Origin of the sequence: Agrobacterium larrymoorei (assembly GCF_037722385.1) — a bacterium.
In the GTDB taxonomy this organism is placed as follows: Bacteria; Pseudomonadota; Alphaproteobacteria; order Rhizobiales; family Rhizobiaceae; genus Agrobacterium; species Agrobacterium larrymoorei_C.
Window position 1 is genome coordinate 46,352 of the sequence record NZ_JBBKAQ010000018.1, and the last position, 16,011, is coordinate 62,362.

Genomic DNA, 16,011 nt, shown 5'->3' on the forward strand with positions numbered 1-16,011 from the left:
AGATCATGACGACCAGCAATTCTCGTGACACGGATTATCCCGTAGATCCTCTTTTTCTTGATCGCTGGTCACCGCGCGCCTATGACGGCAAGCCCATGCCAAAGGACGATGTGCTGACCATTCTCGATGCAGCGAGATGGGCGCCTTCGGCTTCCAACTTGCAGCCCTGGCGCTTCGTCTATGGGTTGAATGGATCGCCTGATTGGGATGGATTTGTCAGCCTTCTAATGGAAGGCAACCAACGCTGGGCGAAGAATGCCTCTGCCCTGATCGTCATTCTGTCACGCACTTACAATCTCCGCGATGGTGAAAAGAAGCCGGCGACGACACATTCCTTCGATGCAGGCGCGGCGTGGTTTGCTCTCGCCATGCAGGCGCATAAACTCGGCTACCACGCTCATGGTATGGCGGGAATCTTCAAGGATAAGATCATCGAGCAGCTAAATGTGCCGGCGGGTTACGCCGTGGAAGCCGTGGTTGCGATCGGCGAGATCGCGCCTAAGAGCACACTTCCCGACGACCTTGCAGAACGCGAAGTGCCGAGCAAAAGGCTGCCGCTGTCGGACATCGCCTTCGAAGGCACGTTTACGGGCAAGGCGGACTAACTCAGAGACTTCCGTTTAGCCGGAGTCTTGAGCTCCGCGCGTGTGTCTCACGGGCGGCAAACTCCTTATCACCAACAAAAAACCCGGCATCAAAGCCGGGTTTCTTAACAAACTGTTTCACGTGAATCGTGCGCCAGCATGATTCACAGCAAAAATCAAATATCGAGGTTCGCGACGCTCAGCGCATTTTCCTGAATGAAGTCGCGGCGTGGTTCCACTTCATCACCCATCAGGCGGGCGAAGAGACCATCGGCATCGGTCGCATCATTGACCTTGACCTGTAGCAGCGAACGGACGTTGGCATCGAGCGTCGTTTCCCACAGCTGCTCGGCGTTCATTTCGCCAAGACCCTTGTATCGCTGCATGGACAGGCCCTTGCGGCCTGCAGCGAAGATAGCCTCGAGAAGCGCACGAGGCCCGGCAATCTGCAGGCTTCCATCCTTCCTCTGCAGGACAGGAACAGTCGCGTACACCTCACGGCTGCGTGCGGCGAGCTGGTCGATGTGGCGAGCGTCGGCTGAACCAAGCAGGCCCATATCGATGGTGGACACTTCCTTGACGCCACGGACCATACGCTGGAAGCGAAGGCCGCCATCGGCCAGAACCTCGCCGGACCAGCCGCGCTCCGTCTCTTCAGCAATCATGTCCAGACGACGGGAGACTTCGGCAACCGTGGCTTCCGCCTGGCTGGCGTCGGCGGATAGTTCCGGGTTCAGAGCACCAGCAATCGCTGCCTGCTCCACGACAGAGCGATTGTAGCGCGAATGCAGACCGTCAATCAGCGAGCGCATGCGAACGGCGTCGGCGATCACTTCACGCAGATCCTGTCCAACGCGCACTTCGCCGGAGCCCAGCGTCAGCGATGCTTCTTCGATGCCCATCGAAATCAGGTAATCTTCCAGTGCTTTTTCGTCCTTCAAATATTGGACGGACTTGCTACGCGTCACCTTATAAAGCGGCGGCTGGGCGATGTAGAGATGACCGCGCTCGATCAGTTCCGGCATCTGACGGAAGAAGAATGTCAGGAGCAGTGTACGAATATGGGCGCCATCCACATCAGCATCGGTCATGATGATGATCTTGTGGTAGCGCAGCTTATCGGCGTTGAATTCGTCCTTGCCGATCGACGTGCCGAGCGCAGTAATTAGTGTACCGATTTCCTGGCTGGACAGCATCTTGTCGAAGCGGGCGCGTTCGACATTAAGAATTTTACCGCGCAGCGGCAGGATGGCCTGCGTTTCACGCGAGCGTCCCTGCTTGGCCGAACCACCAGCGGAGTCACCCTCAACGAGGAAGAGTTCGGATTTTGCCGGATCGCGCTCGGAGCAATCTGCAAGCTTGCCCGGCAGCGACGCGATATCGAGCGCGCCTTTGCGGCGGGTCAATTCGCGGGCCTTGCGCGCGGCCTCGCGCGCAACGGCGGCTTCCACCACCTTACCGACGAGAATCTTTGCTTCCGTCGGGTGCTCTTCGAACCAGGTGCTGAGAGCTTCGTTGACGAGGTTTTCGACGACCGGGCGCACTTCGGACGAAACAAGCTTGTCCTTGGTCTGCGAGGAGAATTTCGGATCAGGCACCTTGACCGAGAGAACGGCAGTCAGGCCTTCGCGGCAATCTTCGCCCTGCAGCGAGACCTTTTCCTTCTTGGTGATCCCTGAGCTATCCGCATAGGATGTGACCTGACGCGTCAGCGCGCCACGAAAGCCCGCCATATGCGTGCCGCCATCGCGCTGGGGAATGTTGTTGGTGAAGCAGAGCACGTTTTCGTGGTAGCTGTCGTTCCACCACATGGCCACTTCGACTGTAATGCCATCCTTTTCACCACGAATGGCCACCGGCTTATCCACCAGGGGCTTCTTGGCGCGGTCGAGATAGCGAACGAAGGCTTCGAGACCGCCATCATAGACCATCTCTTCCTGCTTGATGTCGGAGTGGCGCTTGTCGGTGAGAAGAATGCGAACGCCAGAATTGAGGAAGGCGAGTTCGCGTAGGCGGTGCTCGAGCGTGGCGTAGTTGTACTCAGTCATGGTGAAGGTGTCTGGGCTCGCCAGGAATGTGACTTCCGTTCCCGAGCGGCCTTCGTATTCGCCGATGACTTCAAGCGGCTTGTCCGCAACGCCATGGCTGAAACCGATTTCGTGAACCTTACCGTTGCGGCGGATGCGAAGTTTCAGCCAGACCGACAGGGCGTTGACCACCGACACGCCGACACCATGCAGACCGCCGGAGACCTTGTAGGAGTTCTGGTCGAACTTACCGCCGGCATGGAGCTGCGTCATGATGACTTCGGCAGCCGAGACACCTTCGCCGGTGTGGATGTCGGTCGGAATACCACGGCCGTTATCCGTGACAGTTACGGAGCCGTCGGCATTCAGCGTGACGGTCACAAGGTCGGCATGACCGGCCAGCGCCTCGTCGATGGCATTGTCCACCACTTCGTAGACCATGTGATGCAGGCCGGATCCGTCGTCCGTATCCCCGATATACATGCCGGGGCGTTTGCGCACAGCATCAAGGCCCTTGAGAACCTTGATCGAATCGGCTCCATATTCCGTATTCACGCTGGTTTCGCTCGACGGTGTTTCAGTCATAAGCATTCTTTCCAATGGGCGCCGCCAGAGCGTACCACTTTTCGGGCGCGCAATCGCAGCGAATCACTTTCAATCCGGTTGACCGACTATAGGAATTCCGCCCTGATATCCAAAGTCTGCGCCCCTCAAACCCTCGATAAAACAGGGGATAGCGCGACTTTCAATCATAAGAACGGCCTTTTTGCAGCACGGCCGACAATTCGTCTATCACAGTCGGAGGCAGCTTGCGAATATCACGCGCAAGAGTGTTGGCTAGCGCCGTATATTCCGGCGGAAGACCGACCGTATCGATGATGATACGCGGGTGGGATGTGCCGGCCAAACGAAACAATTCTTCTGCATCGTCCCAAATGATGTTGAAGTAGCCGGCAATGCGCTGCAACAGGTCAAAGCTCGGCGTCCCTCGTTTCCCGTGTTCCAGAGCGGAGAGATAAGCAGGCGAAACACCGATTGCGAGCGCCATTTCCTTCTGCGTCACACCTTTCTGTTCCCGCAGCCGTCGCACCGCTTCGGCAAAAGGTGTCACGTCTTGTCTCCGCGTCTGCGGGAAAGCCGCACGTAAAGCGCGCCGTCTCCGCCATGGTTCATGGACGCATCTTCATAGGATGAGATGAGGTGACGGTATTCCGGCTTGGAGAACCACATCGGCACCGCCCGCTTCAACGCACCGTCACTTCCCATCGACCGACCCTTGCCGGTGATCACAAGGACGTGGCGCAGGCCACGCTCGTGAGCGCGCACCAGAAAGTCGAGCAGCACAGCATGGGCCTCGCTTTGGAACATGCCATGGAGATCAATCCGCGCTTCCAGCGCGAGACGTCCCCGGGTGAGCTTGCGCTTGACGGGCTTTTCCAGCGGGTGATGGACCCGATCCCTCTTCACACCCTGTGTAGGATGCTCCGGCAACACCGGCTCGACGACCATTTGCGGGAATGGCGGAATAGGCTTGGCAACTAATGCCGGAGGCTGAGCAACCGGTTCCGCTTCCACATCATCGAAGGTCAGCAGCTCTTCCATGCGGCCGGAAATGGGTCGCGCCGTCCGGGCGACCTTTCCCCAGAGAACACGCTCCTCCTTGCCGAGTTTGCGCCCGCCCTTCATCAGAGATACCTTTCCGCAGCCTCTTTCGGGATGAGTATAGTAAAATCTGCGGAGTTGCGCACCGTGCCTGCAAGTTCACCTGCTTCATCGCCGGAGCCGGTGAAGATATCGCCGCGAGCTGGGCCGACGATGGCCGAACCGGTGTCGAGCGCCAGCATCAAACGGGCAAAGGGCTTTCCTCCATCGAGATGGGTGAGGCTCTCCGACTGGATGAAAAAGGGAAAGCCAAACGTGTGGATAAGACGATCCACTGCAAGAGACCTTCCCGCCACCAATGGAATTTTGGCTGCAGCTATAGGCCCGAGATCGAGCCCGTCAACTACGGCCTCGCGGAAGAAAATGTAGGATCGGTTGTGCCAAAGGACTTCATCCACCTGGTCGGGATGATCGGCGAGCCATTGGCGAATGGTCTGCATCGAGATGGTCGCCGGGTCGAGTTCGCCACGATCCAGCAACAGGCGACCGACGGGAGAGAAGCGATGACCCGCCTTTGCCGAATAGGTGACGCGTTTCAGCGATCCATCGGTGAAGCGCAGCCTTGCCGCGCCCTGGACATGAACGAAGAACAGATCGACCTTGGATTTAGCGTAGGCGATTTCGAGGCCCCTGCCCTGGAGATAGCCCTTATCGATTGCTCGGCGATCGGGATATTCGGAGATCATCCCGTCCTTACTCCGCGCAAAGGCGTAATAAGGATCGATGTGAGATGGGCGATTGCTATCGTCGAGATCGATCAGGTCGTCCGGTCTATTGTAGATCGGATATTTCCAAACCTCATCACGTATTGCCGAGACCTCTAGTTCCGGCTCATAGAAGGCTGTGACGAAACCGCGCTTGTTCTCCCGCAGATTGATGCCGAAAGGAACGCAGTTGTCCTCGAAAAAGGCGCGCGCTTCATCGGGTCCTGTGATTCTTGCACTTTTTGCCTTTTCCAGCAGCACCGTCAGATCGGCAGCCGTCAGTCCGAGGCTTGCGGTACGATAGGGTTTGCCCTTTTCAAGATGGGTCAGAATATCACTCATGGCGGCAAAAAGGGCTGAGGGGTCGTCTTGCCCCCAGCCCTCAAGCTCATCGAATGACACCTTTGTCAGGTGAAAATCTTCGCCCGTACTCATGCTTCGGATTCGGTTGCGATCAGCTTCCAATTCGGATCGCGCGAACGGATATCGCGAGAGAAGGTCCAGATGTCATCGACCTCAGACACATTCTCAGCGTCGCCATCCACCAGTTTCCCATCCTTGTCATAGGTAGCGGATATCAGCTGGCTGATGATGCGAAGCGTGATCTGCTCTTCGGAGCCGCGCACTGCCGCCTGGGTGATGTCGATCTTCTCGATGCCAACAAAGGTGGACTTGACCACTTCACCACGCTTTTCGCGCTCTGTGATGGCAGCATCGAAACCGTCGTAGACTTCCTTGGACAGAAGGTTCTTCAAGGTGTTCCGGTCGCCATCGGCAAAAGCCATGACGATCATCTCGTACGCCATACGCGCACCGTTCAAAAATTCCTTCGGCTGGAACGACGGGTCGGTCTCCACAAGCTGGCGCAGGGAGTCGCTCAGCGCGGTGCCTGGAGCGGCAATTGCGTCCACCGCAGCGAAGCGATTTTCATCCGTCTCACCGCGCTTCGGCAAGGTAACGACCTTGTTATCGTCAACGGGCGCTTTGGCAGCTTCACGAGCGCTGAAAGGATCGAAAGGCGGCTTCTCATTGCCTGTGCGGCGGCCGAGCACACTGCGCAGTTGGAGAAAGATCAGCACCGCTGCCACAAGGAAAAACAAGGTAATGAAGTCGCTTGAGCCCATCTTTTACAAAAACCACCATTTAAATCCAATGTTGAACCATCATATAGTCTGCATCCGCTTAATCTTCAAATATGCAGATTCAATCGGCGGTTCCCGCAGTTGGGTTTTCTGTCACGATAAAACACGCAAGGCTTGAAATATGCGTTTCTCACTGTTGCCGGTCATCGTCCTTCTGATGCCGATTCTGGAAATTGCCGGCTTCATCGTGGTCGGAAAGGCAATCGGCCTTTGGCCAACCCTTGCACTGATTATCCTGACCTCGATGCTGGGCCTTATCATTTTGCGAAATGGCGGTCTTGGCATGGTGCGTAATTTGCAAAATGCCGGACGCACGGGTGAGCAGCCAGCCGAGGCTCTAGTGCGGGGTGGCATGCGCGTGATCGCCGGCATCCTGCTGTTCGTTCCAGGTTTCATCACCGACATCATCGGGCTGTTGCTGCTGGTCCCCGCGGTTCGTGGGTTTTTCTGGAAAGTGTTCCGACCAAACATCATCGTCACGGATTTTGCCCGCAGCGGCTTTCGCGGCAATCCGCGCGGTCCCGCATCATCCAAGGTCGTCGATCTTGACGAGGAGGATTTTCACCGCGAGGGCCCTAACAATTCACCGTGGTCGGCTGATCGTAACGACCGCGATCTACCGAGACCCTAAGCTAGCAAGCGGGGTCCTGAGGGTTGTAAGCCTCCGGCCCAGATGATAGACGGCTTTCAAGGCATTCACTTTGCGAGGCATATCATGACCACTGAAAATGGTGCACAGAACGGCGCAGCGCCGTCTCTCAATATTCTGACCCAGTACACGAAGGATCTTTCGTTCGAAAATCCGGGTGCACCGCGTTCGCTTCAGGCTCGTGATGGCGCGCCCGCGATCAACATCAACGTCAACGTCAATGCGAACCCGATCTCCGGTTCCGACTTCGATGTGGTGCTGACACTAAATGCAGAAGCCAAGGATGGCGACAAGGTTCTCTTCGTTGCCGAACTGACCTATGGCGGCGTCTTCCGCATCACCGGCTTCCCGCAGGAACACATGCTGCCGGTTCTCTTCATCGAGTGCCCACGCCTGCTCTTCCCCTTCGCGCGTCAGATCATCGCTGATGTAACACGCAACGGCGGCTTCCCGCCGCTGATGATCGACCCGATCGATTTTGCCCAGATGTTTACCCAGCGCGTTGCCGAAGAACAGGCTCGCTCTCAGGTACAGGCCGTTCCGAACTGATCGGATCGTAGACGACCACGTTCAAAACCCGGGTTTAACAGACCCGGGTTTTTTGTTGCCTTATCAAAAAACGCCAAAGTGCGAGATCAGGACGACTGCCGATACTTGTTCCAGATTGCCTTTTCACCCATGGACTGAACCAGCTTTTCATGCGCGGCCAAGGCCTGAACATCCAGCCGCGAGGGCAATGGCCGTTCGCGCTGCAGGGGCGCTACAGGTTGATCGTCCATCTGCGACGAGATCTGCGCTTTCGAGGCCGAGCCGAAGCCGAGAGCCGTCTGACGGCCGCCGATCATCTCGATATAAACTTCCGCCAGAAGCTCGGAGTCGAGGAGCGCGCCGTGCTTGTCGCGGCGAGAATTGTCGACGCCATAGCGGCGGCAGAGAGCATCGAGAGAATTCGGGCCCATCGGATGCTTGCGGCGCGCCAGCGCCAACGTGTCGGTCACCCATTCCGGAGATACGGGCTCGATCCCGAGGCGAGCAAATTCCGCATTGATGAAGCCCATGTCGAAAGTGGCGTTGTGGGCCACCCATCGCGCTCCATCAAAGAACGATCGGATTTCGTCCACGACCTCTGCAAATTTTGGCTTGTCCTGTAAGAATTCATCAGTAATGCCGTGCACGGCAAGCGCATCCGGATGTACCTTGCGGTCTTCAGGATTGATGTAGATGTGAATGCTTCTTCCTGTCGGGAAGTGATTCATCAGCTCGATGCCACCGATTTCGATGATGCGGTCGAACTTGGATTCCAGCCCGGTGGTTTCCGTATCGAAAATGATTTCGCGCATCGAATGCTACCCTCTGATCTGATGTCTATGCACCCAGCGTCGAAACATCTTCGGCGTTAAGCGCTTTGCCGCTGTGTGAGCGTTTCGAGGACGTCTCGAACCTGGGCTCGTGCGTCCTCGATACCACGTCCGGTATCGATCACGAAATCGGCTCTCGAGCGCTTTTCCACATCCGGCATCTGCCTAGCGATGATCATCGCGAATTTTTCTTCCGTCATCCCGGGCCGTGACAGAACCCGTTGCCGCTGAATGTCAGCCGCGCAACTGACGACCACCACGACATCGACACGGCTTTCAGCTCCCGTTTCGAAAAGTAAGGGGATATCGAGAAGCGCAAATCTAGCGCCGTTTCGCCTTTGATCATCGACAAAAGCATCTTGTTTGGCGCGCACCAGCGGATGAACGATCTGCTCCAAAACAGGAAACTGAGCCGGATTCTCTCGCAGGATTTTACTGAGGCGATCACGGTCAACGACGCTGCCGATCACTGCATCCGGAAAGACAGCAGCGATCGGCGCCACCGCTTCGCCACGATAGAGGTCATGGACAACCGCATCGGAATCGCAGAGCGGCACACCCTCTTCCGCAAAGAGTTTCGCGGTTGTGCTCTTTCCCTTACCGATGGAACCGGTTAGGCCGATGACGATCATGCGTGCTGTTCCATATCGGCTATGATCAGCGAGCGGAGGTCTTTTGTAACCTCCGGCTTTCTGCCAAACCACTTCTCAAAACCTGGACGTGCTTGGTGGAGCAGCATGCCAAGACCATCGGCTGTCGCGAAGCCCTGTTGCTCGGCCATACCGAGGATCGGTGTCTTCACCGGCACGTAGACAATATCGGTGACGACGGCGTTGTCGGCTAAAGGCGAGAAGTCGATGAAGGGTGCTTCTGCGCCGTCCATTCCAAGTGAGGTGGTGTTGACGAAGAGACCGGCACCGGTTGAGACTTCCGCCAGCGCCTCCATAGAATGGGCGTAGACAGTCGGGCCAAACCGGTCGGCAAGCTCTGCCGCCCGTTCAACCGTCCGGTTTACGACATGAATCTCAGCAACACCTCGGTTACGAAGTGCCTGGATCACAGCGCGGCTTGCTCCGCCCGCGCCTAGAACAACAGCTCGATCCGTCTTGTCCCAACCTTTGTGTTTTTCATCAAGATTGGAGACGAAGCCAAAACCATCGGTATTGGTGGCGTGGATGAGACCGTTTTCGACCCAGATCGTATTGGCCGCACCCAATTCAGCGGCGAGATCGTCTGGGCGATCGGCTAATCGGTAGGCGGATTCCTTGTGAGGAATCGTGACGTTACCACCGACATAAAGCGCGTCACCTTGCTTCAATGATTGAAAAAATGCTGGAAAATCCTCCGTGGATTTTTCCACCGCCTCGTACAGCCCGTTGATATAGAACTGTCTCAGCCAGAAATTATGGATTATCGGCGAACGCGAGTGCTTGATCGGGAAGCCGGTTACAAAGGCTTTCTTGGTTAATGTTTCACGTGAATCAGCCATCGATCAGTCCAAGCTCCCGCATTTGTATCAGTAGAGGTAGCAGCGGCAGGCCCAGTATCGTAAAGTAATCGCCGTCTATCGAGGTGAATAGCTGGATTCCCTCACCCTCCAACTGGTACGCGCCAACACTGGAAAGCACTTGTGATCCTGCTCTTTCCAGATAGCGTGAAATGTAACCAGGAGAGAGGTCGCGCATTGTCATCTGCGCAAGACTGACAGCCTCCCATACAATCTCGCCATTTTTTGCAATCGCGATCCCACAATTTAGTCTGTGCGTCTTTCCCGATAGAGAAAGAAGATTGGCATGCGCCTCAGCCATATCTTTGGCCTTGTGGTAGATCCTGTTCCCGAGAGACATCGTCTGGTCAGAGCCTATGACATAATCATCCGGGTACAGACGGCTGACGGCGACTGCTTTGGCTTTCGCCAACTCCAGCGCGATCGTTTCAGGCGTTGCCCCTGCCGCTTCCAGTCTCGCGTCGATTGCGCGCTCATCGATCGCTGCAGGAATGCTGGAAAATCTGAGACCAGCATTACGCATCAGCATTTGGCGCGAGGCGCTGGCAGAGGCGAGGATCAATTCGGATGTCATGGCCGTCTCCAGTGAATATCAGGAATCGGATTACAGCATCGAACAGAAAATCGGAATCGCTTTTGGACAAGCATGGTGCAGAAATTGAAAGGGAAGAGCGTCGCGGTCAATCCGAAGAATGAGCGCTCGATCGCGTCCGTTGACGCAAAGCAAGGATCGCTGCAGCCGTCTCCTCGATCGAGCGCCGTGTGACGTCTATCAATGGCCAGTTGTTGCGGGCACAAAGCGCGCGTGCATATTTCAACTCCTCCATGATCGTCGCCCGATCGATATATTGCCCCCTGTCGAACGCGCCCGTCGCTCCGAGTTCGCGGTTCTCGCGAATTTGCGATATGCGATCGGATGTCGCGACCAGTCCGACAACGAGAGGTTTCGTCGCCTTGTAGATGTTGTCCGGCAAAGGGACGTTCGGAACGACCGGGATGTTGGCTGTCTTGATCCCTCGGTTCGCGAGATAGATGCTCGTCGGCGTTTTTGACGTTCGACTGATACCGATGATGACAATATCGGCTTCGTCATAATGTTCCGGCATCTGACCATCATCATGGTCCATGGCGAAGTTCAACGCTTCAATGCGCGCAAAGTAATCTGCGTTTAATGCATGCTGCGCCCCTACCCTGCGCCGCGACGTCGCGCCGAGATAAGTTTGGAAGATACCGATGATTGGCTCAAGCACGTTGACGCAGGGGACGCCGAGTGCATGGCATTGAATTTCCAGGAAGGATGAAAGCTGCTGATCAACGATCGTGTAGAGCACGATGCCCGGCTGGCGATCAATCTCCTCCACCACCGTCTGCAACTGCTTTTGATTGCGGATCATCGGATAGACATGCTCGATTGGCATGGAGGCATGAAACTGTGCCGAGACCGCGCGCCCCGCCGACATCAGAGTCTCGCCGGTTGAGTCCGATATCAGGTGCAGATGGAAGAAGTTTTTTTTGTTCTCCACGCTGTTTTCTACTCCCTGTTGATAAGGCTGGACAGATCCGGGAAGGCGGCGACGGGTCGAGGAGCCCGGCGGAAAACGGGCGACTTATCCACACTTGGCGGTTTGGTGTAGCAAGCTGAAGGGCTGCTGTGAATTGCTGGGAGAAGAGAAAACGGCACTTTGGTTGTTCGTGTCTTATCCACAGGATGTGCCGTTCTGAGCGATAGCTCAAGCCCCTGAAGATACTAGTTTAAATCGGATTTCCACCTGCGCTTTCGAAATCATATCAATCGTCGTTCACTCCGGAAAGCATGCGCGGTCGCCTGCGGCATATCAGCTTGAATGTTTTTAATCCTTGCTACTCACCGACTCTAAGAAATAGAAAATCTTTTAAATCTCTTTGTTTTTTTATTTGGGAAGTTGAGCGAGATGATCGACCGCAGCGTCATGAGGGTTTTGAACGGCGAGACGTTGAGCCCTCCTCCGATTTGGCTTATGAGACAGGCTGGTCGATACCTCCCGGAGTACAGAGAAACGCGCAAGGTCGCGGGAAGTTTTCTCGATCTCTGTTACAATCCAGGTCTGGCAACCGAAGTCACTTTGCAGCCGATCCGTCGTTTTGGTCTGGATGCTGCAATTCTGTTTTCAGACATTCTTGTCATCCCGGATGCTTTAAAACGCAACGTCACTTTCTCCGAGGGCAAGGGACCGCAGATGGATCCGATCGGTGCGTCGGAAATCGATGCGCTTGACCCGTCCAATGTCATCGCCCATCTCGCTCCTGTCTTTCGAACGGTCGGCAAGCTTCGTGCTGAACTGCCGCAACAAACAACGTTGCTCGGTTTCTGCGGTGCGCCCTGGACAGTAGCCACCTACATGATTGCCGGCCACGGCACACCAGACCAGGCGCCTGCGCGCCTTTTCGGCTACCAGCATCCAGAGGCGATGGAGAAGCTTCTGTCATTCCTCGCTGAGGTCTCGGCGGATTATCTGGTGGCGCAACTCGACGCTGGGGCGGACGCCGTTCAGATCTTCGATTCTTGGGCGGGCGTTCTCGGTGAGAAGGAGTTCGAAAACTATGCGGTGAAGCCCGTCGCCCGCATCATCCAGTCCGTGCGTGCGCGTCGCCCGGCTGCCCGTATCATCGCTTTCGCCAAGGGAGCCGGCATCCTGCTGAAAGATTATCGCCAAAAGACCGGTGCTGACGCGATCGGCCTTGACTGGAGCGTGCCCCTCTCCTTTGCACGTGAGCTGCAGAAGGAAGGTCCTGTCCAAGGCAATCTTGACCCGATGCTGATGATTGCCGGTGGTAAACCGTTGGAGGACGGTATCGATGCCATCCTGCAGGCGCTTGGTGATGGTCCTCTGATCTTCAATCTTGGCCACGGCATCACGCCACAGGCCGATCCTGAGAACGTCACGAGGCTTGTAGCGCGAGTTCGGTCTCAAGGGGCTGGACGATGAGCGAAGATACGCAGACATCTGCCACAGCGGGCCGTAAAACCTATTTTCGGGCAGGTGTCGCGCTCGCCGTTTTCATCGGCTTCATCGCATTCGTCCTGCATGTGGATTCTTCCGACGCCTATCTCTGGATCAAAGCGCTGCATATCATCGCGGTTATCTCCTGGATGGCGGGTCTGCTCTATCTGCCGCGGTTGTTCATCTACCACACGGACGCACCGGTTGGCTCCGTTCAGTCGGATACCTTCAAGGTGATGGAGCAGCGATTGATACGGCTGATTATGAACCCGGCGATGATGATCAGCTGGGTTTTAGGACTATACCTCGCCTGGTCCGTTTACGGCTTCAGCGGCGGGTGGCTTCATGCCAAGATCACACTGGTGATCGTGCTGACAGCCACGCATGTCTATTTCAGCCGTAGCGCAAAAGCCTTTGCACAGGACAAGAACCGACGCACTGCCCGTCACTGGCGGTTGATGAATGAGGTGCCTACGGTGCTGATGATAGTAATAGTCATACTGGTGGTTGTGAAACCGTTCGGATAACTGACGATCACGATAATTTTCCCGGAATTGTTGCTTTGCTCTTGCAGCGGCGGGTCTGAAACGCTATTTTCAGCCCACCCATCTCCTGGCATGTGAATTATTCAGACGGCTGCGGTTGCACCTCAGAAGCTGATTCGCGAACACGCCGCTCCCCCACATATATTTAAAGACGGTCTTTCTCTTCATGGCTGAAATGAAGCTACAGGAACTCAAAAGCAAATCCCCGACCGATTTGCTGACGTTTGCCGAATCCCTGGAAGTCGAAAATGCGAGCACCATGCGCAAGCAGGAGCTCATGTTCGCTATTCTCAAGATGCTGGCGAGCCAGGACGTAGAGATCATCGGCGAAGGCGTCGTTGAAGTTCTTCAGGATGGCTTCGGTTTCTTGCGTTCTGCCAATGCCAACTACCTACCCGGCCCGGACGATATCTATATCTCGCCCTCCCAGATCCGCCGCTTCTCGCTGAAGACAGGCGACACGGTTGAAGGGCCAATCCGCGGACCGAAGGAAGGTGAGCGCTATTTTGCCCTGCTCAAGGTCAACACGATCAATTTCGACGATCCTGAAAAGATCCGTCACAAGGTTCACTTCGACAATCTGACGCCGCTCTATCCGAATGAGCGTTTCAAGATGGAACTTGATGTTCCAACGTCCAAGGACCTCTCCTCGCGCGTCATCGATCTGGTCGCCCCTCTCGGCAAGGGTCAGCGCGGTCTGATCGTTGCACCACCGAGAACCGGTAAGACGGTGCTGTTGCAAAACATCGCCCATTCGATCACAGCCAATCATCCGGAATGCTACCTCATCGTGCTTCTCATCGATGAGCGCCCGGAAGAAGTCACGGATATGCAGCGCTCGGTGAAGGGCGAAGTCGTGTCTTCTACCTTCGATGAGCCAGCGGTCCGTCACGTCCAGGTCGCGGAAATGGTCATCGAGAAGGCCAAGCGTCTGGTGGAGCACGGTCGCGACGTCGTCATTCTCCTTGACTCGATCACTCGCCTTGGCCGCGCCTACAACACCGTGGTACCGTCCTCTGGCAAGGTTTTGACCGGTGGTGTGGATGCCAACGCTTTGCAGCGCCCGAAGCGCTTCTTCGGTGCGGCCCGTAACATCGAAGAAGGTGGTTCGCTGACCATCATCGCTACAGCGCTGATCGATACCGGCAGCCGGATGGACGAAGTCATCTTCGAAGAGTTCAAGGGAACGGGTAACTCGGAAATCGTGCTTGATCGCAAGGTTGCCGATAAGCGCATCTTCCCCGCCATGGACATTCTCAAGTCTGGTACCCGTAAGGAAGACTTGCTTGTGCCACGTCAGGACTTGCAGAAGATCTTCGTGCTTCGCCGAATTCTGGCTCCAATGGGAACGACCGACGCGATCGAGTTCCTTATCGATAAGCTCAAGCAGACGAAGAACAACGGCGATTTCTTCGACTCGATGAACACATAAACCTATTAGCCGGATTCTCTGGCAGACAATCGGCTGCGCTTCTTAACTAGAAGCGCGGCCATTTTCTTTAGAAGAGCTTTGGCATGTCTCAGTCGACCGACACGATTTACGCACTTTCCAGTGGATCGCTTCCTTCTGGCGTGGCTATCATCAGGATTAGCGGCTCGAAGGCCATCGAGGCGTTGCGTTCATTGGTCGGCGATGAACTACCCGCCCCGCGTCAGACGAGCTTAAAGACGATTCGTGACCGAAATGGCGAGATGATCGACCAGGCTCTGATCGTCCGATTTCCCTCACCGCAATCGTTCACTGGCGAGGATTGCGTTGAGCTCCATGTTCATGGAAGCCGGGCAGTCGTGTCTGCGGTGTCCAGCCTGCTGGATGCCATACCCGGTTTACGCCCAGCAGAGGCTGGGGAATTCTCGCGAAGAGCCTTTGACAATGGGAAGATGGATCTGGTGGAGGTCGAGGGCCTTGCCGATCTTCTTCAGGCAGAAACGGAGATGCAACGCCGTCTAGCGGTAGAGCAAAGTAGCGGTCACCTTTCAGAACTTTACGATGGGTGGGCAAACCAATTAACACGTTGCCGCGCGCTGATCGAAGCAGAACTCGATTTCGCTGACGAGGATGATGTCCCGGGTTCGGTTGCAGCACAGGTGTGGGAGACGGTGGAGCAGCTTGAAAGAGACCTCCGTCGTCACTTGGCAGACGGCCAGGGCTCAGAAATTATTCGGGACGGTTTTAAGGTAGCGCTGCTCGGCGCTCCGAATGTCGGAAAATCCAGCCTGATGAACGCTTTAAGTGGTCGGGATGTCGCAATCGTCACGGACGTGGCGGGAACGACGCGTGATGTATTGAGTGTTGATCTAGATATTGACGGGTATCTCGTGACGCTTTTCGATACTGCTGGCCTGCGCGAAACAAACGATATCGTGGAAAGAGAGGGCATCAAACGAGCAGAGCGCACAGCAGAGGGCGCCGATCTGGTTCTTTATCTCACCGATATCGATTCGGATACGCAACAATTTGTCACTGGCCCCGACGCTCGTACTCTCTTTGTCAGAACCAAGACAGACCTTGGTATTCTAGAACGGTCCGGCGGAGCCGATCTATTGGTCTCAGCCCAGGCTGGGACCGGTCTTAAAGCCCTGAAATCGGCAATCAAGTGCGCCATCGAGCAACACGTGGGATCAGGTACGAGTTTGATGCCGGCACGGCTTCGGCATAAAAAACGGCTTGAAGAGACGCTGAACTATGTTAGGGAAGCGCTCAAATCCGAAAGCATGGAACTTGCGATCCGTTCGGAGTACCTTCGGTTGGCAGCGACCTCACTCGGGCGCATCACAGGCAGGGTTGACGTCGAAGATTTGCTTGGCGTCATATTTTCCGAATTTTGCATCGGTAAATGATTCACGTGAAA

17 protein-coding genes are annotated in these 16,011 nt (G+C 55.8%); 7 read left to right on the plus strand and 10 right to left on the minus strand.

The window, feature by feature from the left end:
• Nucleotides 1–5 precede the first annotated feature (5 nt).
• On the plus strand, nt 6–605 hold the full coding sequence (locus tag WKI41_RS16625; RefSeq protein ID WP_340194592.1) for a nitroreductase family protein: 600 nt from the start codon (nt 6–8) through the stop codon (nt 603–605).
• Between the two features lie 155 nt (nt 606–760).
• Here the strand turns inward: WKI41_RS16625 and gyrB are convergent, their stop codons facing one another.
• The 5 genes from gyrB to WKI41_RS16650 form a co-directional block, all read right to left on the minus strand.
• Entirely contained in the window at nt 761–3,196 is a 2,436-nt protein-coding gene (gyrB, locus tag WKI41_RS16630) for a DNA topoisomerase (ATP-hydrolyzing) subunit B (protein WP_340194593.1), read from the minus strand.
• A gap of 160 nt (nt 3,197–3,356) precedes the next feature.
• On the minus strand, nt 3,357–3,722 hold the full coding sequence (locus WKI41_RS16635; protein ID WP_340194594.1) for a helix-turn-helix domain-containing protein: 366 nt from the start codon (nt 3,720–3,722) through the stop codon (nt 3,357–3,359).
• Nucleotides 3,719–4,297 (minus strand): Smr/MutS family protein, encoded by a 579-nt coding sequence (locus WKI41_RS16640; protein ID WP_340194595.1) that lies wholly within the window; start codon nt 4,295–4,297, stop codon nt 3,719–3,721. Before WKI41_RS16640 ends, WKI41_RS16635 begins: the two co-directional genes overlap by 4 nt.
• Nucleotides 4,297–5,412, minus strand: a complete 1,116-nt coding sequence (mltA, locus tag WKI41_RS16645; protein WP_340194596.1) for a murein transglycosylase A — start codon at nt 5,410–5,412, stop codon at nt 4,297–4,299. The genes WKI41_RS16640 and mltA overlap by 1 nt, the downstream gene beginning before the upstream one ends.
• The gene (locus WKI41_RS16650; protein ID WP_340194597.1) at nt 5,409–6,101 is read right to left on the minus strand and encodes a Tim44/TimA family putative adaptor protein; all 693 of its coding nucleotides are present in this window, start codon (nt 6,099–6,101) and stop codon (nt 5,409–5,411) included. The genes mltA and WKI41_RS16650 overlap by 4 nt, the downstream gene beginning before the upstream one ends.
• A gap of 139 nt (nt 6,102–6,240) precedes the next feature.
• On the opposite strand from WKI41_RS16650, the gene WKI41_RS16655 reads away from it, so the two are divergent.
• Nucleotides 6,241–6,750, plus strand: coding sequence for an FxsA family protein (locus tag WKI41_RS16655; RefSeq protein ID WP_340194598.1), 510 nt, complete (start codon nt 6,241–6,243; stop codon nt 6,748–6,750).
• Nucleotides 6,751–6,834: 84 nt separating this feature from the next.
• Complete coding sequence (gene secB / locus WKI41_RS16660; RefSeq protein WP_062424798.1) at nt 6,835–7,317, plus strand: protein-export chaperone SecB; 483 nt, start codon at nt 6,835–6,837, stop codon at nt 7,315–7,317.
• Between the two features lie 86 nt (nt 7,318–7,403).
• Here the strand turns inward: secB and dnaQ are convergent, their stop codons facing one another.
• The 5 genes from dnaQ to WKI41_RS16685 form a co-directional block, all read right to left on the minus strand.
• On the minus strand, nt 7,404–8,108 hold the full coding sequence (dnaQ, locus tag WKI41_RS16665; RefSeq protein ID WP_340194599.1) for a DNA polymerase III subunit epsilon: 705 nt from the start codon (nt 8,106–8,108) through the stop codon (nt 7,404–7,406).
• Nucleotides 8,109–8,164: 56 nt separating this feature from the next.
• Complete coding sequence (gene coaE, locus WKI41_RS16670; RefSeq protein ID WP_340194600.1) at nt 8,165–8,758, minus strand: dephospho-CoA kinase; 594 nt, start codon at nt 8,756–8,758, stop codon at nt 8,165–8,167.
• On the minus strand, nt 8,755–9,615 hold the full coding sequence (locus WKI41_RS16675) for a shikimate dehydrogenase (protein WP_340194601.1): 861 nt from the start codon (nt 9,613–9,615) through the stop codon (nt 8,755–8,757). Before WKI41_RS16675 ends, coaE begins: the two co-directional genes overlap by 4 nt.
• The gene (locus WKI41_RS16680; protein ID WP_340194602.1) at nt 9,608–10,207 is read right to left on the minus strand and encodes a Maf-like protein; all 600 of its coding nucleotides are present in this window, start codon (nt 10,205–10,207) and stop codon (nt 9,608–9,610) included. Before WKI41_RS16680 ends, WKI41_RS16675 begins: the two co-directional genes overlap by 8 nt.
• A 106-nt stretch (nt 10,208–10,313) precedes the next feature.
• Entirely contained in the window at nt 10,314–11,156 is an 843-nt protein-coding gene (locus WKI41_RS16685; RefSeq protein WP_340194603.1) for a pyruvate, phosphate dikinase/phosphoenolpyruvate synthase regulator, read from the minus strand.
• Nucleotides 11,157–11,564: 408 nt separating this feature from the next.
• On the opposite strand from WKI41_RS16685, the gene hemE reads away from it, so the two are divergent.
• The 4 genes from hemE (at nt 11,565) to mnmE (ending at nt 16,000) form a co-directional block, all read left to right on the plus strand.
• Nucleotides 11,565–12,599 carry a uroporphyrinogen decarboxylase gene (gene hemE, locus WKI41_RS16690; RefSeq protein WP_340194604.1) on the plus strand — a complete coding sequence of 345 codons (1,035 nt, stop codon included), beginning with the start codon at nt 11,565–11,567 and terminating at the stop codon, nt 12,597–12,599.
• Entirely contained in the window at nt 12,596–13,141 is a 546-nt protein-coding gene (hemJ, locus tag WKI41_RS16695) for a protoporphyrinogen oxidase HemJ (protein WP_340194605.1), read from the plus strand. The genes hemE and hemJ overlap by 4 nt, the downstream gene beginning before the upstream one ends.
• Nucleotides 13,142–13,325: 184 nt before the next feature.
• A complete protein-coding gene (gene rho, locus WKI41_RS16700; protein WP_296016142.1) occupies nt 13,326–14,591 on the plus strand; it encodes a transcription termination factor Rho in 1,266 nt (421 codons plus the stop codon).
• An 83-nt stretch (nt 14,592–14,674) separates the two neighbouring features.
• Nucleotides 14,675–16,000, plus strand: coding sequence for a tRNA uridine-5-carboxymethylaminomethyl(34) synthesis GTPase MnmE (gene mnmE, locus WKI41_RS16705; RefSeq protein WP_340194606.1), 1,326 nt, complete (start codon nt 14,675–14,677; stop codon nt 15,998–16,000).
• Nucleotides 16,001–16,011: the final 11 nt, after the last annotated feature.